Source organism: Nocardioides sp. L-11A (assembly GCA_029961745.1).
Taxonomy (GTDB): Bacteria; Actinomycetota; Actinomycetes; order Propionibacteriales; family Nocardioidaceae; genus Nocardioides.
This window is the reverse complement of sequence record CP124680.1, coordinates 2773590-2793583: the sequence shown is the minus strand read 5'-3', so window position 1 is coordinate 2793583 and position 19994 is coordinate 2773590. Positions and strand designations below refer to the sequence as shown.

Annotated in this window: 22 protein-coding genes; 7 read left to right on the top strand and 15 right to left on the bottom strand. The window is 71.1% G+C overall.

Annotated elements, in window-relative coordinates; genetic code table 11:
- Positions 1-28: 28 nt before the first annotated feature.
- Complete coding sequence (locus QJ852_13275) at positions 29-331, bottom strand: hypothetical protein (GenBank protein WGX99382.1); 303 nt, start codon at positions 329-331, stop codon at positions 29-31.
- 13 nt (positions 332-344) lie between these two features.
- Positions 345-1490, bottom strand: a complete 1146-nt coding sequence (locus tag QJ852_13270; GenBank protein ID WGX99381.1) for a Rieske 2Fe-2S domain-containing protein — start codon at positions 1488-1490, stop codon at positions 345-347.
- A gap of 37 nt (positions 1491-1527) precedes the next feature.
- Between QJ852_13270 and QJ852_13265 the strand changes: the two genes are divergently transcribed.
- The 3 genes from QJ852_13265 to QJ852_13255 are packed head-to-tail and all read left to right on the top strand — an operon-like array spanning position 1528 to position 5311.
- On the top strand, positions 1528-2718 hold the full coding sequence (locus tag QJ852_13265; protein ID WGX99380.1) for an acyl-CoA dehydrogenase family protein: 1191 nt from the start codon (positions 1528-1530) through the stop codon (positions 2716-2718).
- A 20-nt stretch (positions 2719-2738) separates the two neighbouring features.
- Positions 2739-3761 carry an acyl-CoA dehydrogenase family protein gene (locus tag QJ852_13260; protein WGX99379.1) on the top strand — a complete coding sequence of 341 codons (1023 nt, stop codon included), beginning with the start codon at positions 2739-2741 and terminating at the stop codon, positions 3759-3761.
- A 38-nt stretch (positions 3762-3799) separates the two neighbouring features.
- Positions 3800-5311 carry an AMP-binding protein gene (locus tag QJ852_13255; protein ID WGX99378.1) on the top strand — a complete coding sequence of 504 codons (1512 nt, stop codon included), beginning with the start codon at positions 3800-3802 and terminating at the stop codon, positions 5309-5311.
- A gap of 6 nt (positions 5312-5317) precedes the next feature.
- Here the strand turns inward: QJ852_13255 and QJ852_13250 are convergent, their stop codons facing one another.
- From QJ852_13250 to QJ852_13225, 6 genes are read right to left on the bottom strand one after another with little or no spacing between them, the layout of a single operon-like run.
- The gene (locus tag QJ852_13250; protein WGX99377.1) at positions 5318-6826 is read right to left on the bottom strand and encodes a hypothetical protein; all 1509 of its coding nucleotides are present in this window, start codon (positions 6824-6826) and stop codon (positions 5318-5320) included.
- A 12-nt stretch (positions 6827-6838) separates the two neighbouring features.
- Positions 6839-7492 carry an SDR family oxidoreductase gene (locus QJ852_13245; protein ID WGX99376.1) on the bottom strand — a complete coding sequence of 218 codons (654 nt, stop codon included), beginning with the start codon at positions 7490-7492 and terminating at the stop codon, positions 6839-6841.
- 45 nt (positions 7493-7537) lie between these two features.
- Positions 7538-8044, bottom strand: coding sequence for a hypothetical protein (locus QJ852_13240; protein WGX99375.1), 507 nt, complete (start codon positions 8042-8044; stop codon positions 7538-7540).
- Positions 8045-8091: 47 nt separating this feature from the next.
- Positions 8092-9033, bottom strand: a complete 942-nt coding sequence (locus QJ852_13235; GenBank protein WGX99374.1) for a hypothetical protein — start codon at positions 9031-9033, stop codon at positions 8092-8094.
- Positions 9034-9090: 57 nt separating this feature from the next.
- Entirely contained in the window at positions 9091-10197 is a 1107-nt protein-coding gene (locus QJ852_13230) for a nitronate monooxygenase family protein (protein ID WGX99373.1), read from the bottom strand.
- Positions 10197-11843 (bottom strand): acyl-CoA synthetase, encoded by a 1647-nt coding sequence (locus QJ852_13225; GenBank protein ID WGX99372.1) that lies wholly within the window; start codon positions 11841-11843, stop codon positions 10197-10199. The genes QJ852_13230 and QJ852_13225 overlap by 1 nt, the downstream gene beginning before the upstream one ends.
- A 47-nt stretch (positions 11844-11890) precedes the next feature.
- On the opposite strand from QJ852_13225, the gene QJ852_13220 reads away from it, so the two are divergent.
- Positions 11891-12703, top strand: a complete 813-nt coding sequence (locus tag QJ852_13220; protein ID WGX99371.1) for a crotonase/enoyl-CoA hydratase family protein — start codon at positions 11891-11893, stop codon at positions 12701-12703.
- Here the strand turns inward: QJ852_13220 and QJ852_13215 are convergent.
- Positions 12690-13313, bottom strand: a complete 624-nt coding sequence (locus QJ852_13215) for a haloacid dehalogenase-like hydrolase (protein ID WGX99370.1) — start codon at positions 13311-13313, stop codon at positions 12690-12692. The genes QJ852_13220 and QJ852_13215 overlap by 14 nt on opposite strands.
- Before the next feature lie 55 nt (positions 13314-13368).
- Between QJ852_13215 and QJ852_13210 the strand changes: the two genes are divergently transcribed.
- Positions 13369-14067 carry a hypothetical protein gene (locus QJ852_13210; GenBank protein WGX99369.1) on the top strand — a complete coding sequence of 233 codons (699 nt, stop codon included), beginning with the start codon at positions 13369-13371 and terminating at the stop codon, positions 14065-14067.
- 12 nt (positions 14068-14079) lie between these two features.
- On the opposite strand, the gene QJ852_13205 is transcribed toward QJ852_13210, so the two are convergent.
- The 4 genes from QJ852_13205 to fadD8 form a co-directional block, all read right to left on the bottom strand.
- Positions 14080-14445 (bottom strand): DUF5615 family PIN-like protein, encoded by a 366-nt coding sequence (locus tag QJ852_13205; GenBank protein WGX99368.1) that lies wholly within the window; start codon positions 14443-14445, stop codon positions 14080-14082.
- Complete coding sequence (locus QJ852_13200) at positions 14442-14672, bottom strand: DUF433 domain-containing protein (protein WGX99367.1); 231 nt, start codon at positions 14670-14672, stop codon at positions 14442-14444. The genes QJ852_13205 and QJ852_13200 overlap by 4 nt, the downstream gene beginning before the upstream one ends.
- A 68-nt stretch (positions 14673-14740) precedes the next feature.
- A complete protein-coding gene (locus tag QJ852_13195; protein WGX99366.1) occupies positions 14741-15238 on the bottom strand; it encodes a hypothetical protein in 498 nt (165 codons plus the stop codon).
- Between the two features lie 5 nt (positions 15239-15243).
- Positions 15244-16842 (bottom strand): fatty-acid--CoA ligase FadD8, encoded by a 1599-nt coding sequence (gene fadD8 / locus QJ852_13190; GenBank protein WGX99365.1) that lies wholly within the window; start codon positions 16840-16842, stop codon positions 15244-15246.
- Between the two features lie 111 nt (positions 16843-16953).
- Here fadD8 and QJ852_13185 point away from each other — a divergent pair, with 111 nt between their 5' ends.
- Entirely contained in the window at positions 16954-17424 is a 471-nt protein-coding gene (locus QJ852_13185) for a hypothetical protein (protein WGX99364.1), read from the top strand.
- Positions 17425-17452: 28 nt separating this feature from the next.
- Here QJ852_13185 and QJ852_13180 read toward each other — a convergent pair whose 3' ends face one another.
- Both QJ852_13180 and QJ852_13175 read right to left on the bottom strand, forming a co-directional pair.
- A complete protein-coding gene (locus QJ852_13180; GenBank protein WGX99363.1) occupies positions 17453-17842 on the bottom strand; it encodes a hypothetical protein in 390 nt (129 codons plus the stop codon).
- A gap of 66 nt (positions 17843-17908) precedes the next feature.
- Complete coding sequence (locus QJ852_13175) at positions 17909-18952, bottom strand: LLM class F420-dependent oxidoreductase (protein WGX99362.1); 1044 nt, start codon at positions 18950-18952, stop codon at positions 17909-17911.
- Between the two features lie 78 nt (positions 18953-19030).
- On the opposite strand from QJ852_13175, the gene QJ852_13170 reads away from it, so the two are divergent.
- Entirely contained in the window at positions 19031-19990 is a 960-nt protein-coding gene (locus QJ852_13170) for an OB-fold domain-containing protein (GenBank protein WGX99361.1), read from the top strand.
- Positions 19991-19994 lie beyond the last annotated feature (4 nt).

The following is a 19994-nucleotide window of genomic DNA, read 5'->3' as shown; positions in this document are numbered from 1 at the left end:
TACAGGACTGTTTGCTGGAAGAACGGGCTCAGTACCCGTCGTACGCACCGATCGGGACATCGCCGGCCCGAACTGCCTCGTCGATGCTAGCCATCAGGCGCGGGCACGGCTTGTGCACGTCCCGCCCTCCGGGCGCCTCGCCTCGTCGCTGGAACTCTTGACAATCCGACCGGGACTGTCCGGTCCACTGGACGGACGTCTGGTGGTCGCTGTTCTTCTTGACCCGGACCCGGGCCAGGCAGTCGAGACAGGCCACCTCGACCAGCCGCTCCTCGGTGTAGCGCCGGAGGTCGGCGAGGGTCTCCTCGCGGGTCGGGACGAACGATGCCATCAGGGCCGGCCCGTCAGGCGTCGGCGGGCGCGGCGGCCTCGGCCGCGGCACGCTTGGCCAGGTTCTCGGCGACCTCGGCGTGCCAGTACTCGTTGGCCTTGGTGGTGTCGACCTCGAACTCGAACCGGTCGACCATCTCGGGCTTGATGTCGGCGACGTCGACGTAGAACTGCTCGTACCACCGGCGCAGCTGGTAGACGGGACCGTCCTCCTCGCACAGCAGCGGGTTCTGGACGGCGACCTTGTTCTCCCAGATCGCGACGTCCTGGAGGAAGCCGTCGCCGAAGGACTCGGTGTAGCGCTCGGCGATGTAGGCGCAGGTCTTGTCGTCGAGGCCCTCGGGCTTGCGCACGCTGATGCCGTACTGGAGCGTGAACGACTCGGGTCCGGTCGGGATGTGGCAGTTGATCAGGATGACCTCGGTGACGAAGCCCTTGTAGTCGACCTCGAGCCAGTTGATCATGTAGGCCGGTCCGTAGTAGGTCGCGACCGACTTGAGCATGGAGTTCTCGTCGCCGTAGCCGCTGCCGCCGGAGGTGTCGGGACGGCCCTTCGACTCCATGAACTGGGTCGCGGTGTGCCCGTCGAACACGTTGCGGAAGCTGGTCGGGAACGCGAAGTGCACGTAGTAGAAGTGCGCCATGTCAGCGACGTTGTCGATGAGCTCACGACAGTGCGAGCCGTTGATCTCCTTGGTGTGCCACGACCAGGGCGTGTACTTGTCCGACATCACGTCGGGCAGCTCCGGCGGCAGGATGTCGTGGTCCGCCGCGGAGCCCTCCGGGTCGTGCCAGATGAGCAGCTGGCCGTTGCGCACGACGGTCTCGTAGCGCTGGGTGCGGGCCCGCAGCGGGACGCGGCGTGCGTACGGGATCTCCTTGCACTTGCCGTCGCCGCCCCAGCGCCAGTCGTGGAACGGGCAGGCGATGTTGTCACCCTTGACCTCACCCTGGGTCAGGTCGCCCCCCATGTGCCGGCAGAAGCCGTCGAGCACCCGGAGCTCGCCGTCGCCGCCCTGCCACGCGACGAGCTTGGTGCCGAAGCCCTCGACGGCATGCGGCTTGCCGTCGGCGAAGTCCGAGGCCAGTCCGAGACAGTGCCACCCGCGAGCGAAGCGGATCGGCACGGTGCCCTGGTCGAGAAGTCGGGTGTCGCTCATGTAGAACACGTTACAGTTTTGCGGTTAGGGTGACAACATGCACATCGACTTGGAGCCGCAGCAGGTGGCCCTGCGCGAGGAGCTCCGTGAGTACTTCGCCCAGCTCGTCACCCCCGAGATCCGCGCCGGCCTCGCGTCGGCCACCGGCGAGTTCGGCGAGGCCGGCGTCTACAAGGACGTCATCCGCCAGGTCGGCCGGGACGGCTGGCTCGGCATCGGTTGGCCCAAGGAGTACGGCGGCCAGGCGCGCTCGATGGTGGAGCAGCTGATCTTCACCGACGTGGCCGCCATCGCCGGCGTACCGATCCCCTATCTCACGCTCAACACGGTCGGCCCGACGATCATGCGCTTCGGCAGCGACGAGCAGAAGGAGTACTTCCTCCCCAAGATCCTCGCCGGCGAGCTGCACTTCTCCATCGGCTACTCCGAGCCCGGCTCGGGCACCGACCTGGCCTCGCTCCAGACGAAGGCGACCCTCGAGGGCGACGAGTGGGTGATCAACGGCCAGAAGATGTGGACCTCACTCATCCAGTACGCCGACTGGCTCTGGATGGCGTGCCGCACCGAGCCCGACGCCCCGCGGCACAAGGGCCTGTCGATGATCCTGGTGCCGGCCGACGCACCGGGCGTCTCGTACACGCCCGTCCACACCGTGGCCGGCGTCGGCACGTCGGCGACCTACTACTCCGACGTCCGCGTGCCCGCCTCCAACCTGGTCAGCGAGCGGGGCGGCGGCTGGGCGCTGATGACCAACCAGCTCAACCACGAGCGGGTGGCCCTCACCTCGGCGGCTCCCCTGGTGCACTCGCTGACGCTGGTCAAGGACTGGGCGCGCGAGACCCGCAACCCCGACGGCAGCCGGGTCATCGACTCCGAGTGGGTCCAGATCGCCCTCGGGCGTGCGCATGCCCGGGTGGAGGCGCTCTCGCTGATCAACTGGAAGCTGGCCGCCGATGCCGACCACGGCGTCGACCTCTCCCCCGCCGAGGCGTCGGCGACCAAGATCTACGGCTCCGAGCTGGCCACCGAGGTCTACCGCTCGCTGATGGAGGTCGTCGGGCCGCACGCCGGTGTCACCGGCGACTCCCCCGGTGCCGTGCTGGCCGGGCGCCTGGAGCGGTTCCACCGGTCGTCGCTGGTGATGACCTTCGGTGGCGGCACCAACGAGATCCAGCGCGACATCATCGGGTACGTCGGCCTCGGCCTGCCCGCCGCCAAGCGAGCCTGACCCGAGAACGGGAGCACACGATGGACTTTCTCTTCACCCCCGAGCAGGACGAGGCCGCGGAGCTCGCCGCCCGGATCCTCGAGGACAAGACCACCAACGCGCGCCTCAAGGAGGTCGAGGCCGGCGGCGACCGGTTCGACCGCGACCTGTGGGCGACGCTCGGCGACGCCTTCGACTGGACCGAGCTCGACCTGGTCACGCTGGCCCGCGTGCTCGTCGAGGTCGGCCGGCACGTCGCGCCCCTGCCGCTGGCCACGCACACCGCGTGCACCACGCTGTTGACCGGCGCCGACCAACCGGCCGGGCTCGGCCTCTACGCTGCAGCAGTCGCCGAGGAGCGGGCGCACCTGCCTGCAGCGCCGACCGTCACCGCGGACGGCGCCGGCACCCTGACCGGCACCAAGACGCTCGTCCGGGCCGGCCTGGCCGCCGACGCGTTCCTGGTCACCGCGACCGGCCCGTCCGGTGTCGGCGTCTATCTGATCGAGGCCGGTGCGACCGGGGTCGAGCGGGTCGCGCAGAAGACCAGCGACGGCGACACCGCGGCCCTCGTCACCTTCAGCGGCGCGGCCGCCCATCAGGTCGGCGAGGCGGACACGGCGGAGCGGTTCGGCCAGCTCCTGGTCGCGCTCGCCGCCGCGGAGCAGCTCGGCGTGACCGAGGGCGCGCTGCGCCTGACCGCCGAGTACGCCAAGACCCGCGAGCAGTTCGGCCGCCCGATCGGCACCTTCCAGGCCGTCTCGCAGCGCCTCGCCGACGGGTTCATCGACGTCCTCGGCCAGCGGCTCACCCTGTGGCAGGCGATCTGGCGGCTCGACGAAGGGCTACCGGCCGCGACCGAGGTCGCCACCGCCAAGCTCTGGGCCGCCGACGCCGGGCACCGGATCGCGCACACGACCGTCCACGTCCACGGCGGCGTCGGCATCGACCTCGACGGCGAGGCGCACCGCTACTTCACCAGCGGCAAGCGGTTCGAGTTCCTGTTCGGCGGCGCCACCGAGCAGGCGCTGTCGATCGGCCGCACCTTCGCGGTGATCGAGTAGTCCGGAGCGAGGCACGAGAGACGGACGTATCGCGATCCATGACCGTCCGGGACCTGCTGCTCGCCCGCGCTGACGACGACCGCCCCGCGCTGCGCTGGCGCGACGCGGGCTCGGTCCGCGAGCTGACCTGGCGCCAGTACGTCGCCACGGCGGCCCGGCTCGCCACCTCGCTCGAGGAGCGCCTGGATCCGGCACTGCCGCCGCATGTCGGCGTCCTGCTGCCCAACGGGCCCGCCTTCGCACTGCACCTGGCGGCCGCGGGGCTCGGCGGTCATGTGCTGGTCGGCCTCAACGCGACCCGGCGCGGGGCCGCCCTCGCCGCCGACGTCGCGAAGGCCGACTGCCAGTTCGTCGTCGACTCCCCCGACCTCGCGCTCACGGCGCTGGAGGCCACCGGCGCGACCGGGTGCCCGGACCACGCACCCGCACCGGACTCGCTGTTCATGCTGATCTTCACCAGCGGCACCAGCGGCTCACCCAAGGCCGTGCGCGTCACTCACGAGAAGATCACCGGTCCCGGCACCCACCTGGTCGGGCGGCTCGCGCTCACGCGCGACGACGTCCACTACGTCTCGATGCCGATGTTCCACTCCAACGCCGTGATGGCCGGCTGGGCACCGGCACTCACGACCGGCGCGACGTTCGCCGTGGCCGCCTTCTCGGCGCGGGGCTTCCTGCCCGACGTCCGCGCCTTCGGGGCCAGCTACGCGACCTACGTCGGCAAGCCGCTCACCTACGTGCTGGCCACCTCACCGCAACCCGACGATGCGGACAACCCGCTGCGCCTGGTCTTCGGCAACGAGGCCAACGAGGCCGACATCACCGCCTTCGCCGCGCGCTTCGGCTGCGAGGTCGTCGACTCGTACTCGTCGACCGAGAACGCGATCATCGTCCAGCGCCGGCCCGAGATGCCTGCGGGCGCGCTCGGCATGCCGCTGCCCGGCGTCGCCGTCCTGGACCCGGAGACCGGCGAGATCACCGCCGACGCGGTCTTCGACGCGACCGGACGGCTGATGAATCCGGAGGCGGCCGTCGGCGAGCTGGTCAACACGACCGGCGCGGGCGCGTTCGCCGGCTACTACAACGACCCCGTCGCCGAGGCGGAGCGGATGCGCGGCGGCAGGTACTGGTCCGGCGACCTCGCCTATCGCGACGCCGACGGTTGGGTGTACTTCGCGGGCCGCTCCGGCGAGTGGCTGCGGGTCGACGGGGAGAACCTCGCGGCCGCGCCGATCGAGCGGATCCTGTTGCGCCACCCGGCGATCGGCGAGGCAGCCGTGTACGCCGTACCGGATCCGAGGGCGGGCGACCAGGTGGCGTGCGCGCTCATCCTGCGTGGGACCTTGACGCCGGCGGGCCTCGAGACGTTCCTCGCCGAGCAGGGCGACCTCTCCACCCACGCCTGGCCGCGGTTCGTGCGGATCGTCGAGACCCTCCCCCGCACGGCCACCAACAAGGTGGTCAAGCGCGAGCTCACCGCGGCCGGCGTGATCCCGGCCGCGGACTCCCCGGTGTGGGTCCGCGCGGAGCGCGGTACGTCGTACGCCTGAGCCGGATCAGGGCAGCAGCGCCGCCGCGGCGCCCCGCAGGCCGACGGCGTAGAAGCCCTCGTCCATGTCGGTGTACCAGACCTGGCCCCGCTCGACGTCCCACGCGGGCTGGGACAGCGCCGCGCCACCGTTCGGGCCGGGCTGGTTGAAGTAGCCGACCTCACGAGGGCGGGTGACGTCGGAGATGTCGAAGAGCCGCAGGCCCGAGCCGATCATCGAACAGCCGGCGATCTTGGGGTCGTCGCGCGTCGGCACCGAGCAGTAGTGCCCGGTGTAGCTGCGGACGATCATCCGCGCGCCCGGATCGGCCATGACCTCGCCACGCACCAGCGGATCGTGGACCTCGAGCCTCAGGTTGGACACGACGACCGGGGCGCGCGGGTCGGTGACGTCGATGATCCGCGCCGCACCGACCGGGCTCTTCGGCGAGTTGATCCGGGTGAAGTCGCCGAACAGGTCGCTGAACTCGTCCACCTCGAGGACGTACTGCCGCCCGCCGCTGGAGAACGGCTCCGCCACCTGCGGGATCGACGGCTCCTCCCAGGTCAGCCGGGAGAGCGTGCGGATCGCGGGCTTCGGGCGTCGGTCCTGGATGTCGGAGACATCGAGGATGTCGAGACCGGCCCCGTCGAGCAGGCCGCCCGTGAGGACGCTCGGGCTGCCGATATTGGCGACGTACATCGTGCGGCCGTCATCGGAGAGGCGCAGGCCGTGGTAGACGACGCCGGTCCTGGTGTGGAGGATCCGCGGCCGGCGCGGCTCGGTCAGGTCGACGGCGGTCAGCGTGAAGCCCGCCGCGCCCGCGGTCCAGAAGGTCCGGCCGTCCGGGGAGAAGCCGCTCTCGTGGCCCATCACGCCGGACAGGGTGGTCGACCTCAGCCGGGGCTTGCGGCAGTCCTGGCTGATGTCGTAGACGTCGAGGACGCCGGGCGCGGTGGCGAGGGTGCCCAGCACCGCGGCGAGCAGGCCCCGCTCCTCGTTGACCAGCAGCGACTCGTGGGGCTGGAGCATGGCCGGCGTGACCAGGTTCGCGGTCCGCACCGGGTTCGCGGGGTCGGTCATGTCAAGGACGACGACGCCCAGGCCGGCACCGCCCGTCAGCAGCCCAGGCAGGTTGAGACCCGCCATCAGCGCCGAGTCGTAGTAGGCGCAGGTCCGCCCGGTCACGTCGGTGTAGCGCTGGACCTTGTAGCCCCCCGACCCGAGGATCGATCGCTTGCCGTGATGGCCGACCTGCACGGTGTTGCACCGGTAGCCCTGCCGCGCCCGCCCCGACGCGTAATCCGCGGTCGGAACCCGGCCCTGGACACCCGTCTCCACGGGGTCGCCCACGGCGCAGGTCGCCCGCGGCACGCCGCCGAGCGAGAGGTCGGCCTGGGACGATCCGGCCGTCACCACGGCCCCGGCAAGAACCAGAGCGGCGACCAGCATCGCCAGCAGCAGCCTGCGGGCCGGCGGACGCGTCCGCCGGTCCGTGTCGCGATCCGGCTTGTCGACCCCCATGTCGACCTCCATGTCTGTCTCGACTCAGCCCGCGTACGGGATCTCCGTGCGCCAGTCTGCCTCGTCCTGGTCGATCGCGGCCCGCAACGCGCGCGCGACGTTGTCGGGAGCGAACGGCCCCTCCTTCTTCAACAGGCCGCGGACGGTGACCGAGACGGCGCGGATGCCGTCGTCCTTCAGCGTCGCGTCGATGCTGTGCACGAGGTTCTGGACGCCCGCCTTCTGGACGCCGAGCGAGGCGGCGCCGTGCCAGGGCCGGTCGGCGGCCATGCTGCCGGTGACGGTGATCCGGCCGCCGGGCCCGAGGAAGGGGCGCGCGGCCTGGAGCACGGAGAGCAGCGCGCCGACGCCCAGCCGGACGTCGTCGAGCAGCTCGTCCGGAGTCAGGCTGAGCGGGTCCTTCTCCCGGTAGGCCGACGGGTTGAAGTGGACGACGTCGAGATGCCCGACGTGCTCGCCCATCCGGGTGACCGCGGCCCGGGTCGCCGCGTCATCGGTGAGGTCGACGACCGACGAGCCGGCCAGGGCGCCCGCGGCCTCGACATCGGCACGCAGCGCGCCCAGCACGTCCTCCTCGGCGCCGAGCAGGCCGACGCTGCCGCCCTCGGCGGCGTAGAGGCGGGCGAGCGATCCGCTCACCCCGGGTCCGGCTCCTGCGATCAGCACGTTGCGGGTCATCCCGGCAGCGTAGTGCGCTGCCAGGACGCCAGCGATCGCAGGCGCCTAGCGATCGCAGGCGCCGAAGCCCGACCGGGGCTCGATGCTCCCGTCGCCGACGATCACCTGGTCGGGCGTCATCCTCTCCAGCTGGTCGGTCGTGAAGGACACCTGGGTCGTCTCGGCATCCTCGTCGGCGTCGGCGGCGGTCAGGATGTAGGGGCGGCCGGCGGCCAGGGGCAGGTCGTCCGGGCCGGACCAGCCGTCGTTGGCGGCATGGAGCGCCAGCTCGACCAGGCCGTCCTGGCCACCCCTCGCGCGCCAGATGCCGAGGGTCGGGTTGGGCTCGTCGTCGGCGAGGCCGGCGCGGTCGCCGGATATCCGGACGGTGTCGACCTCACCGCGGCAGACCCGCACCAGCGCGATCGGCGTACCGTCCGCGGCGACCGTGATCGCGGCCGTGCCGACGACCTCGGCAGTGACCGCGTTCCCGCAGCCCGTGAGGGAGGCGCCGGCGGCGACGAGGGCGAGAAGGTGCGGGGGGCGGACGCCAGGGCGCGCGGAGGTGGTCATGGACCGATCCTCCGCACCCGACCCCGGTCACGGTTGAGTACGAGGGCTCAGCCCGACCGTCCCACGCGGAGCGGGCCGACCCCCGTGGGGACGTCGGGATCGACAGAGAAGCTCGGGCGCGGACCCTGCCGGCGGCCGGGGTCCAGGACACCGGCCCGGCGGCCGAGCCGCATCGCGGCGACCTTCGCCGCCGGCGCCAGCCCGCGCTCGCGGGTGGACCGCGGCGCCCACCCCAACCGGTCGCGCAGGTAGTAGTTGGCCGCCCACAGGTGCTCCCGGCGCGCCGACGCCGCCGTCCAGTGCTCGGTGGACAACGACACATTCATCCCGCCGGCGTTCTCGACGCGGTGCGGGCTGTTCTGCGGCCACCAGGCCACCTGACCTGGCTCCAGGTCGAGCACCGCCGCATGTTCGTCGTACCCGAGGTCGAAGGGCAGCTCCTCCTCGGACGCGCCCGCGACCAGCCGCTCCAGGTCCACGTCGCTCACGAACCGCTGCCCCCGCGGGTAGACGTAGGCGCGCTTGCGACCGCGGAGGTGCCACAGCAGGTTCGGCTGGTTGTCGGCGTGGTAGTAGACCATCGCCGACGGCGAGGAGAGGATCAGCGTCGCGGACGTCCTCATCGGCGCGAATCCCGGCACGAGGTCGCGGATCTCGCCGTAGAGCTCGTCGACCTGCCGGGCGACGTCGCGGTCGTGGGCGTCGATTCCGACCAGGTTCAGCCACAGGTGACCGCGCGCCACGATCTCCAGGAGCTCCTTGCCGGGCAGGTCGGTCGGCCCACCACGGCGCCAATCCTCCAGGCGCAGCGGATCGTCACCCATCGTGTACGGGTGCACGACCGAGCGCGGCAGCCGGTCGAGCAGGTCGGCCAGCGCGTCGTCGGTGAACAGCGGCTGCTCGTGCAGCCGGTGCCGAGCCCGGTGGGGCCGGACGCCGAACGCGTCGATGTCGTCGAAGCTCCACGGGAGCAGGTGCGGATCAGTCACGCCTACACGTGCGTGCCGGACCCCGAAAAGATCCGCGCCGGCCCGGGACTCGTCGGGTCAGCTGCCGGTGATCCCGTCGAGCTTCTTCACCGTCGCCTCGAACTCAGCGACCAGGTCGCCGATGACCTCGGCCACCGGGCGGACCTCGTTCATCCGCCCGACGATCTGGCCGATCGGCATCGAGATCACGTCCGGGTCGCCGGAGGCGTTGATCCGGTTGTGCGCGTCGGCCACGAGGAGGTTCTGCAACGGCATCGGCAGCGGTGCCGGGGCGCCCTCCTCCGACCACGCCTCGGTCCACTTCGTCTTGAGCAGCCGGGCCGGCTTGCCGGTGTAGATCCGGGTCCGAACGGTGTCGGACGACGTCGCCCGCAGGAACGCGGTCTCCCAGCCCCTGTTGCCGGCCAGGTTGCGGTACTCCTCGGTGCCGAGCCAGATCGACCCGGTCCACACGCCCTGTGCTCCGAGGGCGAGCGACGCCGCGATCTGGCGACCCGACCCGATGCCACCCGCGCCGAGGACCGGGACGTCGGGACCGACCGCGTCGACGATGTCGGGCGTGAGCACCATGCTGGCGATCTCACCGGTGTGGCCGCCGGCCTCGTACCCCTGGGCGATGATGATGTCGACGCCGTTGGCGACGTGGCTCAGCGCGTGCTTGGGCGCACCGGCGAGCGCGGCGACCTTGAGGCCGGCCTCGTGGCACTGCTCGATCACGTCGACCGGCGGCGAGCCGAGCGCGTTGGCGATGAGGACCGGGCGGTGCTGCAGGGCGACGTCGACGTGGGAGCGCGCAACGGAGTGCAGCCAGCCGAGCACACCCTCGCGGCCCTCGCCCTCGGGCAGCGGCGGGACGCCGAGCTTGAGCAGGGTCTCGTCGACGAACGTCCGGTGGTCCTCCGGGATGTACGTCGACAGGTCGGCGGAGGTGCCCTCGGTCGGGATCTTCATCGGCATCACCACATCGACGCCGTACGGCTTGCCGTCGGTGTTCTCGTCCATCCAGGTGAGCACCCGGTCGAGGTCGTCGGTGTCGTTGAACCGGACGCAGCCCAGCACGCCCAGTCCGCCCGCCCGCGAGACGGCGGCCGCCACGTGCTCGGAGGGCGTGAACGCGAAGATCGGGTACTCGATGCCGAAGGCATCGCACAGCGCGGTGTGCATCAGGCGTTCGCCTCCACGGTGTCGGTGCGGTCGTCGGTGCGGGCCGCGAGCGCGAGCTCCTTGGCCCGGGGGTACTGCGCCTTGCCGGTGGCATTGCGCGGGATCTCGGGCACGATCGTCAGTGCTCGCGGGAGCTTGTAGCCGGACAGGTGCGCGCGCAGGAAGGTGCGCAGCTCCTCGAGCTCCAGGCTCGCGCCGGGCCGCAGCTCGACGACGGCGGCCACGGTCTGGCCGTACTTCTCGTCGGGGAGGCCGACCACCAGGACGTCGTACACGCCGGGGTGCGCCTTGATGGCCTGCTCGACCTCTTCGGGGTAGACCTTCTCGCCGCCGGTGTTGACGCAGTTGGAGCCGCGGCCGAGCAGCGTGATCCGGTTGCCCTCCTCGATCCGGGCGTTGTCGCCGGGGATGGAGTAGCGGACGCCGTCGATCTCGATGAACGTCTTGGCCGACTTCTCGGGGTCCTTGTAGTAGCCGACCGGGACGTTGCCCGCGCGGGCGGTCCGGCCGATCTTGCCGACGTCGGTGGCCGGGTCGAGCGGCTTGTTGTCGTCGCCGAGGATCACCGTGGTGGGCGGGATCGAGACGACCGGGCCGTCAGTGGAGAGGGCGCTGGCGTCCTGCAGGCCGGTGCCCTGGAAGCCGGTCTCGGAGGAGCCGACCGAGTCGGTGAACACGGCGTTGGGGAACGCCTTCATCCAGCGCTCCTTGACCGACTTCGAGAAGATCGCGGCGCTCGAGGCGATCGCGAAGAGCGTCTGGCCGTCGTAGCCGCCCGCCTCGTAGGCGTCGATGAGCGGCACCGCCATCGCGTCGCCGGTCATGAAGAGCATCTGCACACCGTGCTGGTCGACCAGCTCCCAGGTGCGGACCGGGTCGAACTTCGGCTCCAGGATGGTGACCTGGCCGGCGAAGAGGTGCATGAGCAGCGATGCCTGCGCGCCGCCGTGCATGAGCGGGCTGAGCGGGAGGGTGACCAGGCTGTCCTGGAGCGCCTTCTTGGACTGGTCGTACTCCTCGAGCGGCTCGGAGGTCATGAAGTCGATGCCGCCGCCGAGCACCCGCCAGAAGTCCTCGTGGCGCCACATGACGCCCTTGGGGAAGCCGGTGGTGCCGCCGGTGTAGATGATGTGGATGTCGTCGGGGCTGCGCTCGCCGAAGTCACGCGCGTCGGACTGGCCGGCCACGGCCTCCTCGAGCGTCACGCCGCCGAACGGCGACAGGTCGCTCGCGTCGTCGGGCTCGAGCGGGTTCGGAACAGCGATGACCGCCTTCATGGCGCCGACCTTGGGGAGCACCTCGGCGACGAGCGGCGCGTAGACGCGGTCGTGGACCAGGCCGACCAGGTCGGCGTTGTCGAAGAGGTACTCGAGCTCGCCGGCGACGTAGCGGAAGTTCACGTTGATGGAGACGGCCCGCACCTTGAGGATCGCGATCAGCGCGATCACGTGCTCGATGCTGTTCTTGGCGTAGAGACCGACGTGGTCGCCGGTCCCGATGCCCTGCGCCTGCAGGTAGTGCGCGAGCTTGTTGGACTCCGCCTCCAGCTCCGCGAAGGTGATGACGCGGTCCCCCACCTGGACGGCAGGCTTGTCCGGGACGGCGTCGACGGCGTGTTCGAAGAGGTCGGCGATGTTCAGGGCCACGAGGCCGACAGTAGAACACGTTTCACTTTTTCGCTAGCGTTGTTCACATGTCCGCCACCGAAGTCGCCCCCGACGCCTCCCCCGACTGCCTCGTCGAGCAGGACGGCCACAAGCTGGTCGTCACGATGAACCGCCCCGAGCGGCGCAACGCGCTGTCCGGACCGATGCTCCGGATCATGGAGGCGGCCTGGGACCGGGTCAACGAGGACCCGGAGATCCGGGTCTGCATCCTCACCGGTGCGGGCGGCTACTTCTGCGCCGGCATGGACCTCAAGGCCGCCGACGAGAAGCCGCCGTCGGAGAGCTTCGAGTCCGGCGAGTACGACCCCACCGTCATCAAGGGCCTGCTCAAGGGCTTCCGGCTCACCAAGCCGCTGATCGCCGCGGTCGAGGGCCCCGCGATCGCCGGCGGCACCGAGATCCTGCAGGGCACCGACATCCGGGTCGCGGGCGAGTCGGCCAAGTTCGGCGTCGCCGAGGCGCGCTGGTCGCTGTACCCGATGGGCGGCTCCGCGGTCCGGCTCCCCCGCCAGATCCCCTACACGGTCGCCGCCGAACTGCTGCTGACCGGCCGTACGCTCAAGGCGCCCGAGGCCAAGGAGCTCGGCCTGATCGGGCACGTCGTCCCCGACGGCGAGGCGCTGGCCAAGGCCCACGAGCTCGCCGACCTGATCGCGGCCAACGGCCCGCTCGCCGTCCAGGCGATCCTCAAGACGATGCGCGACTCCGAGGGCAGGCACGAGGAGGAGTGCTGGGCCGACGACGCCAAGGTCGGCGCCGCGGTGTTCTCCTCCGAGGACGCCAAGGAGGGCCCGCGGGCGTTCCTGGAGAAGCGAGCGCCGGAGTTCAAGGGCCGCTGAGTCCCGTGAGGTGGCCGTCCAACCAGGCCGGGAAGTCGTCCAGGCCCGGCAGCACGACGTGGGTGCCGGCCCCACGGAGCTCCTCGGCCGTGCACCCGCCGGTGAGCACCGAGACGCTGGTGACGCCCGCGGCGAGCGCGCCCTCGACGTCGTGGACGTGGTCGCCGACGTAGACCGAGGCACCCTCGCGGCGCAGCACGGCCGCCTTCCCGACCCCCCAGACCCAGCCCTCCAGGAGGTCGACGTCGAGCCCGGTGTGTTGGAGGTGCAGCTGGGCGTTCGGCGCGAACTTGCCGGTGACCACGACCACCCGCCCGCTGTGCCGGCGTACGGCGGCGATCGCCTCGTGTGCCCCCGGCAGCACCGGCACGTTGGCGATCGCGTGCTCCGGGTAGAGCTCTCGGAACCGGTCGCCCGCGGCCGGGATCGCCTCGGCCGGCAGGTACGGCGCCAGGAGGATGTCGAGCGGCGGCCCCAGCCGGGCGACCAGCTCGTCGACGGGCAGGTCCACGCCGAGCTCGGCGCCCAGCACTCCGAGCACGTCGCGGACGCCCGGCGCCGTGTCGATGAGGGTCAGGTCGAGATCGAACCCGACGACGAGATCCGGCATGGACGCACGCTATCGCCGAGGAGTGAGCCGAGGCCCGGCCGGGCAGCATGGCGTCATGGGTGCCCTCGCTATCCTCCTGTTCTCCGTCCTCGCACTGGTCGCGGTGGCGCTCGTCGTACTGCTGGCGCTCGCCGTGTCGGCCGCGGCCAAGCGGGCCGCCGAGCGACGCGCGGGTCTGGCCGCGTTCGCGCACGGCCGCGAGTGGGAGTACCGCACCACCGATCCCGCGCTCGTCGACCGCTTCGCCGGCGCGCCCTTCGGCCGGGGGCACGCCCGCCAGGCGAGCAACGTCCTCCTCGGGCGGTACGACGGTCGCCCGTTCACCGCCTTCGACTACCAGTACACGACCGGCTCCGGGGAGGACTCCTCGCGCCACACCTACTCCGTGGTCGCGCTCAACCTCGGCGTGCGGGCGCCCGAGCTGGCGGTCGGCCCGACCAGCACCCTGCGTCGCTGGGTGGACTCACTGACCGGCCGCGACATCGAGATCGGCGATCCGGTCTTCGACGCGGCCTACACCGTCCACTCCCCGGCGCCCGACTTCGCCGCCGACGTCCTGCTCTCCGACGTACGCGATGTGATGCGGCACCACCCCGCGCTGTCGTGGCGGATCACCGGCGACTCGCTGCTGGTCATCCGTTCCGGAGCGCACACACCGGCGGAGGTGGACGCGAAGCTGCACCTGATGGACGCGCTCCTCGACCGGATCCCCGATCGGGTCTGGGACCGACTGCGGGGCGAGCAGCCCCGCTGACACGGAGCGCCTTCAGCGCAGCGGCCGCCGCCGCACCCGGACACGATCATCGGCGAGCACCACGACCGCACCGAGGCGGAGATCCTCCGCCACCTGCTCCAGGTTGGCGAGAAGCGTCACGGCACGGTGCTCCGCGCCGCGGTTCCCTTGGCGGAACAGGATGAAGCTGGGCAGCGCGGCACCCGACCGCGCCAGGATCTCGCCGAAGTCCGTGTCCGCGGAGATCAGGATCCGCTCCTCGGCTCGCGCCCTTGCGATGACCTCCTCATCGAGGTGTCCCTGGAGGTCACGGTCCCGAACATGGACGACGTCGTGTCCCGCTGCTGCCACCAGCGCGACCGTGCGGGCACTCAGGCACTCGTCGACGAGGAACCTCACGCTGTCGAACGCAGCGGCAGCTGGCGTTCCGAGACGGCGGCGGCGGCGAACTCCAGAGCGGCGCGCACATCTTCGAGAGCCAACTGCGGGTAGTCCAGGAGGATGTCTGCCTCACCCTGTCCCTCGGCGAGCAGGCCGACGACCGTAGCCACCGGGATCCGGGTGCCGCGGATGCACGGCACCCCACCCATGACGCGGTGGTCGACGACGACGCGCTCAGCGGACATGACCCCAGTGTAGGCACGTACCCGCCCGGGCGGAGCCGGATGAGTCCTGCCGGTCGGCGGTCAGGCGGTCAGCGACCGGTGCGCTTCGCCGTCCAGTCGAGCGGACCGCTCGGGCCGGTGCCGCGTTGACACCAGCCGACCTTGTAGGACAAGGTGCCGGCCTTGACCTTGCGCTTCTTCGCGACCAGCTTCCCGCTGACCTCGACGCGGTACTCGGTCCCGTTGTAGACGCCCGCGTCCACGCCGTGGAAGCGGCCGTTCTTCTTGACCTTCATGGTCGCCATGGGTTGCACGATCGTCCTGACGTCGAGCCCGCAGACCACGTTCATCAGGACCTGCCAGTTCTTGACCTTGCGACCGTTCTCGGTCACCTCGAAGTCGATCTCCAGGCGGTCGAGCGGGTTGGGCTCTGTCGGGGTCTCGGCCCCGGCATAGCTGCCCCCCGGCCCCTTCGGCGCGGAGCCGGCCACGGAGCCGACCGCGGCCCCGGTCGGAGCGGGAGCGGAGGTGAGCAGCAGGGCCAGGGTGGCGCACCCGACGACGAGGGCCCGAGAGACGGATCGCATGGGCGTCAGCCTACGCTGCGCTCCCCCGTCCAGAAGCGGGCGCGCAGCGCCTTCTTGTCGGGTTTGCCGAGGGCGGTGAGCGGCAGCGCGTCGACCGCGAGGACGTCCTTCGGCGCCTGGACCGAGCCCTTGCGCTCCTTGACGGCGTCCTTGATCTCCGCGACGACGCCGTCGGTGAGCTCGAAGCCCTCGCGCAGGACGACGACCGCGGTGACCGCCTCGCCGAACTTCTCATGCGGCGTGCCGATGACGCCGACCTGGGCGATCGCCGGGTGCTCGGCGATGACGTCCTCGACCTCGCGTGGGAAGACGTTGAAGCCACCGGTCACGATCATGTCCTTGGTGCGGTCCACGATGTACCAGAAGCCGTCCTCGTCCTCGCGCGCCACGTCGCCGGTGTGCATCCAGCCGTCGCGGAAGGTCTCGGCGGTCGCCTCGGGCAGCTGCCAGTAGCCGGCCGAGAGCAGCGGTCCGGCGACGCAGATCTCTCCCGGCTCGCCCGGGGCGACCGGGTTGCCGGACTCGTCGAGCAGGGCCGCGCGCAGGTACGCCGAGGGCCGGCCGCAGGAGGTGAGCCGGGACTCGACGGGTGCCCCGGCGGCATCGACGTGGTCGCCCTTCGGGAAGTAGCTGATCACCATCGGGGCCTCGGACTGCCCGTAGTACTGGGCGAAGATCGGGCCGAACCGCTCGATCGCCTCCTTGAGCCGGACCGGGTTGATCGCGGAGGCGCCGTAGTAGACGGTCTCGAGCGAGGACAGGTCGCGGGTGCGCGCGTCCGGGTGGTCCATCAGCGCGTAGAGCATCGTGGGGACGAGCATCAGCGAGTTGATCCGCTTCTCCTCGATCGTCTGCAGCACCTCCGCGGGGTCGAATCGCGAGGAGACGAACAGAGTGCCGCCCTTGAGCACGACCGGGACGAAGAACGCAGCACCCGCGTGGGACAGGGGCGTGCACATGAGGAACCGGGGCTCCTCGGGCCACTCCCACTCCGCCATCTGGATCTGCGCCATCGTGGAGAAGGCGCGGACCGTGCCGATGACGCCCTTCGGCTTGCCGGTGGTGCCACCGGTGTAGGTGATCGAGGTGATGTGGTCGGGCTCGAGGAGGGCCGCCTGGAAGGGCTGCGGCTCGAACGAGGCGGCCACCTCGGTCAGGTCGGTGCCGACCTCCGCGAGCTCCGCCGGGACCGGCCCGATGGTCAGCACCTGCTTGAGGCCCGGGCACTTGCTGAGCAGCTCGACGGCACGACCGGCGAAGTACGGGTCGATGACCAGCGTCGTGATGCCGGCGTCGTTGATGACGTAGGCGTGGTCGTCGGCCGAGCCGAGCGGATGCAGCGAGGTGCGCTGGAAGCCCTGGGTCTGCCCGGCGCCGAGGATGAACAGCACCTCCGGCCGGTTCAGCGCGAGCAGCGCGCCCGGCGTACCGCGCCCGGCGCCGAGGGACTCGAAGGCCTGGATGTACTGCGAGATCCGGTCCGCGGTCTCCTTGCCCGTCAAGGTGACGTCGCCCAGGTGCACGATCGGGCGGTGCGCGTGGCGCCTGAGCGCGGCAACCATGAGGTGGCCGTTGTGAGCGGGGGTCCGGAGCGTGTCGGTCACAGACTCACAGTAGAACGTGTTCTATTTGTGGGCAAGGACCCTACCTTGGTCGGGGCCGCCGGATACCGCCGTCCGATGTGGCCGGCGCGCGGCGCGCCCTACCGTCGCCCCATGCCGTACGACGACCTGGGCTCGAGCCGCGAGGACAAGATCTGGACCTATGCGATCTGCGCGGCCGGGGGCATCCTGATCCTGACCCTCGGTCCGCTGCTGGCCCGCTGGCTCGCCGACGTCCCGTTCGTGCCGTTCAAGGAGCCGCTGCGCTGGGTCGGCGGCTTCGACCAGCCCTGGGCGTGGGCGGCCCGAGTGGCACTCGGCCTCGTCGCCGGACTGGTCGTCGCCCTGCTCACCCTCGTCGACGAGTGGCACCTGGAGGTGCACGACGACGCCGTCGTGGTCGTCCACGACCAGGATCGGCGCCGGCTCCCCCGCGAGGCCATCGTCGGCATCCACCTCGAGGGCAAGAAGATCGTCATCGACGGCACCGACGGACGCCGCCTGTTCGAGAAGCCGGTCGAAGCCGGGCGGGAGCGGGTGAAGCTGGCTTTCGCCTCCCGCGGCTACCCGCTCGAGACCGAATAGCTCAGGCTCGATAGCTCAGCTCGATAGCTCAGCTCGCCGGGCGCCGCTCGACGGGCGCGATCAGCGGCCGCACCCCGCCCAGGCGGCGGTGGAAGCGGACCTGGTCGGCATGGGCGTCGAGCACCTGCCACAGCGCACGGTGCGCGGACCACGGCAGCGGGTCGTCGCCGTGGACCCAGCGCTCGCCGAAGCTGATCCACACCGGCACCCATGCCTCCGCGCAGTCCCAGGCGCCGCGCTGGGCCTCGACCAGGCGTCGGCGCACCTGGAACTCCGCGCGCGGCCCGTCGAGGCAGATCGGCGCCGAGCGCACCGGCCACACCCACAGGTCGAGCTCGACCAGCTCCAGCTCGAGCTCCGGCAGCAGGACCGGATCGACCAGGACCGTGGCGACGTTCTCGTGCGGCTCGCGCCTCATGGAAGAGGACGGTAGCCCGCACCGCCGACGAGCAACAGGGGCCGGACCGCGTCCGCCGCGTGAAGATCAGGCGAGCAGCTCCGCGATCCCCCGGATCTCGTCGGCACTGCGGCACGACAGCAGCAGCGTCGTGACGCCGGTCTCCTCCCACTGGGCGACCCGCTCGCGCACCTCGCCGGGCGTGCCGATGATGTGCATGTCGTCGACCAGCTCGTCGGGGATGAGCGCGGTGGCCTTGTCCTTCTCGCCGGACAGGTAGAGCTCCTGCACCTCGTCGGCCAGCTCGCCGTAGCCCATCCGGGTGAAGACCTGCTTGTGGAAGTTCTGCTCCTTGGCGCCCATGCCGCCCATGTAGAGGGAGACGAACGGCTTCATCCCGTCGACGACCGCCTGCTTCTGCTCGGCGTTCTCGACGACCTGGAGGTGACAGGTGGCGGCGATCTCGAAGTCGGCTCGAGTACGACGCGCGCCCGGGCGAGCGAAGCCCTCGTCCAGCCACGGCTGGTACATCCCCGCACTCCGGGGCGTGTAGAAGATCGGGATCCATCCGTCGGCGATCTCGGCGGTCTGGGCGACGTTCTTGGGACCCTCGGCGCCCAGCCAGATGGGCAGGTCGGCGCGCAGCGGGTGCACGATCGGCTTGAGCGGCTTGCCGAGGCCGACCGCGCCCGGGCCGGCGTAGGGCAGCGGGTGATGGGGGCCGGCGTTGGTCACCGGGGCCTCGCGGGCCAGCACCTGGCGGATGATCGAGACCACCTCGCGGGTGCGGGCCAGCGGCTTGGAGAACGGGACGCCGTACCAGCCCTCGACGACCTGGGGCCCGCTGACGCCCATGCCGAGGATGACCCGCCCTCCGGTGAGGTGGTCGAGAGTGAGCGCGTGCATGGCGATCGACGTCGGCGTCCGTCCGGACATCTGCACGATCGACGTGCCGAGCCGGACGCGCGAGGTCTCGCGGCCCCACCAGGCCAACGGCGTGAACGCGTCACTCCCCCAGGCCTCGGCGGTGAAGATCGCGTCGAAGCCCGCGCTCTCCGCCGCCGCGACCAGCTCGCCGACCCCGTGCGGCGGTTGCGCGGACCAGTACCCCAGCTGCAAGCCCAGTTTCATGACTGCATCATGCCCGGCCCGCGGACACGTTTCTAGAACGTGTTTCACTTTTGAGCAGAACATGTTTCACTTCGGATCATGAGTCGCACCCTCTCGGCGCCGGTCACGGTCGCCTTCGACTACACGCGATCCACCGGGCCCGTCGTCGGCCGCTTCCTCTCCGGCCTCCGCGACGGGGTGGTCGTGGGCGGACGGACCTCGGCCGGCCAGGTCGTGGTGCCGCCGCTCGAGTTCGACCCCGTGACCCACGAGGCGACGACCGAGTTCGTGGAGGTCTCCTCCGTCGGCACGGTCACGTCCTGGACCTGGGTTCCCGAGCCGGTGAAGGACCAGCCGTTCGACCGTCCGTTCGCCTTCGCGCTGGTCACCCTCGACGGAGCCGACGTGCCGCTCCTGCACGCCCTGGACGTCTCCTCGCCGGCCGAGGTCACGACCGGCATGCGGGTGCGGGTGCGCTGGGCGGCGGAGCGCGTCGGCCACATCAACGACATCGCCTGCTTCGAGCCGCTCGCACCCGGCGAGAGCCAGACCGCGGTCCCCCCGGCAGCCGGCGACGAGCCGGTCACCGGCGTGGTCACCCCCGTCTCGCTCGACTACCAGTACGCCGCCTCCCCGGAGGAGTCGCTGTTCTACCGCGGCCTCAACGAGGGCCGCATCATGGGCCAGCGCTGCCCGACCTGCCAGAAGGTCTACGTCCCGCCACGCAGCGCCTGCCCCTCCGACGGCACGCCGACCGCCGAGGAGGTCGAGCTCGCGCAGACCGGCACGATCACGACCTTCTGCGTGGTCAACGTGCCCTTCCTCGGCCAGAAGATCACTCCGCCGTACGTCTCGGCGTACGTCCTCCTCGACGGCGCCGACATCGCGCTGCTGCACCTCATCCTCGGCGTCCCCGCCGAGGAGGTGCGGATGGGCATGCGGGTCAAGGCCGTCTGGAAGCCGGAGGAGGAGTGGGCCTATTCCCTGGAGAACATCGACCACTTCGCGCCGACCGGCGACCCGGACGCCGACTTCGACACCTACCAGCACCACCTCTGAGACG

What these genes read in the sequence shown, in the direction of transcription:
- QJ852_13275 (WGX99382.1), bottom strand. Translation starts at nt 331, where the DNA reads ATGGCATCGTTCGTCCCGACCCGCGAGGAGACCCTCGCCGACCTCCGG.
- QJ852_13270 (WGX99381.1), bottom strand. Translation starts at nt 1,490, where the DNA reads ATGAGCGACACCCGACTTCTCGACCAGGGCACCGTGCCGATCCGCTTC.
- QJ852_13265 (WGX99380.1), top strand. Translation starts at nt 1,528, where the DNA reads ATGCACATCGACTTGGAGCCGCAGCAGGTGGCCCTGCGCGAGGAGCTC.
- QJ852_13260 (WGX99379.1), top strand. Translation starts at nt 2,739, where the DNA reads ATGGACTTTCTCTTCACCCCCGAGCAGGACGAGGCCGCGGAGCTCGCC.
- QJ852_13255 (WGX99378.1), top strand. Translation starts at nt 3,800, where the DNA reads ATGACCGTCCGGGACCTGCTGCTCGCCCGCGCTGACGACGACCGCCCC.
- QJ852_13250 (WGX99377.1), bottom strand. Translation starts at nt 6,826, where the DNA reads ATGGAGGTCGACATGGGGGTCGACAAGCCGGATCGCGACACGGACCGG.
- QJ852_13245 (WGX99376.1), bottom strand. Translation starts at nt 7,492, where the DNA reads ATGACCCGCAACGTGCTGATCGCAGGAGCCGGACCCGGGGTGAGCGGA.
- QJ852_13240 (WGX99375.1), bottom strand. Translation starts at nt 8,044, where the DNA reads ATGACCACCTCCGCGCGCCCTGGCGTCCGCCCCCCGCACCTTCTCGCC.
- QJ852_13230 (WGX99373.1), bottom strand. Translation starts at nt 10,197, where the DNA reads ATGCACACCGCGCTGTGCGATGCCTTCGGCATCGAGTACCCGATCTTC.
- QJ852_13220 (WGX99371.1), top strand. Translation starts at nt 11,891, where the DNA reads ATGTCCGCCACCGAAGTCGCCCCCGACGCCTCCCCCGACTGCCTCGTC.
- QJ852_13215 (WGX99370.1), bottom strand. Translation starts at nt 13,313, where the DNA reads ATGCCGGATCTCGTCGTCGGGTTCGATCTCGACCTGACCCTCATCGAC.
- QJ852_13210 (WGX99369.1), top strand. Translation starts at nt 13,369, where the DNA reads ATGGGTGCCCTCGCTATCCTCCTGTTCTCCGTCCTCGCACTGGTCGCG.
- QJ852_13200 (WGX99367.1), bottom strand. Translation starts at nt 14,672, where the DNA reads ATGTCCGCTGAGCGCGTCGTCGTCGACCACCGCGTCATGGGTGGGGTG.
- QJ852_13195 (WGX99366.1), bottom strand. Translation starts at nt 15,238, where the DNA reads ATGCGATCCGTCTCTCGGGCCCTCGTCGTCGGGTGCGCCACCCTGGCC.
- QJ852_13185 (WGX99364.1), top strand. Translation starts at nt 16,954, where the DNA reads ATGCCGTACGACGACCTGGGCTCGAGCCGCGAGGACAAGATCTGGACC.
- QJ852_13180 (WGX99363.1), bottom strand. Translation starts at nt 17,842, where the DNA reads ATGAGGCGCGAGCCGCACGAGAACGTCGCCACGGTCCTGGTCGATCCG.
- QJ852_13175 (WGX99362.1), bottom strand. Translation starts at nt 18,952, where the DNA reads ATGAAACTGGGCTTGCAGCTGGGGTACTGGTCCGCGCAACCGCCGCAC.
- QJ852_13170 (WGX99361.1), top strand. Translation starts at nt 19,031, where the DNA reads ATGAGTCGCACCCTCTCGGCGCCGGTCACGGTCGCCTTCGACTACACG.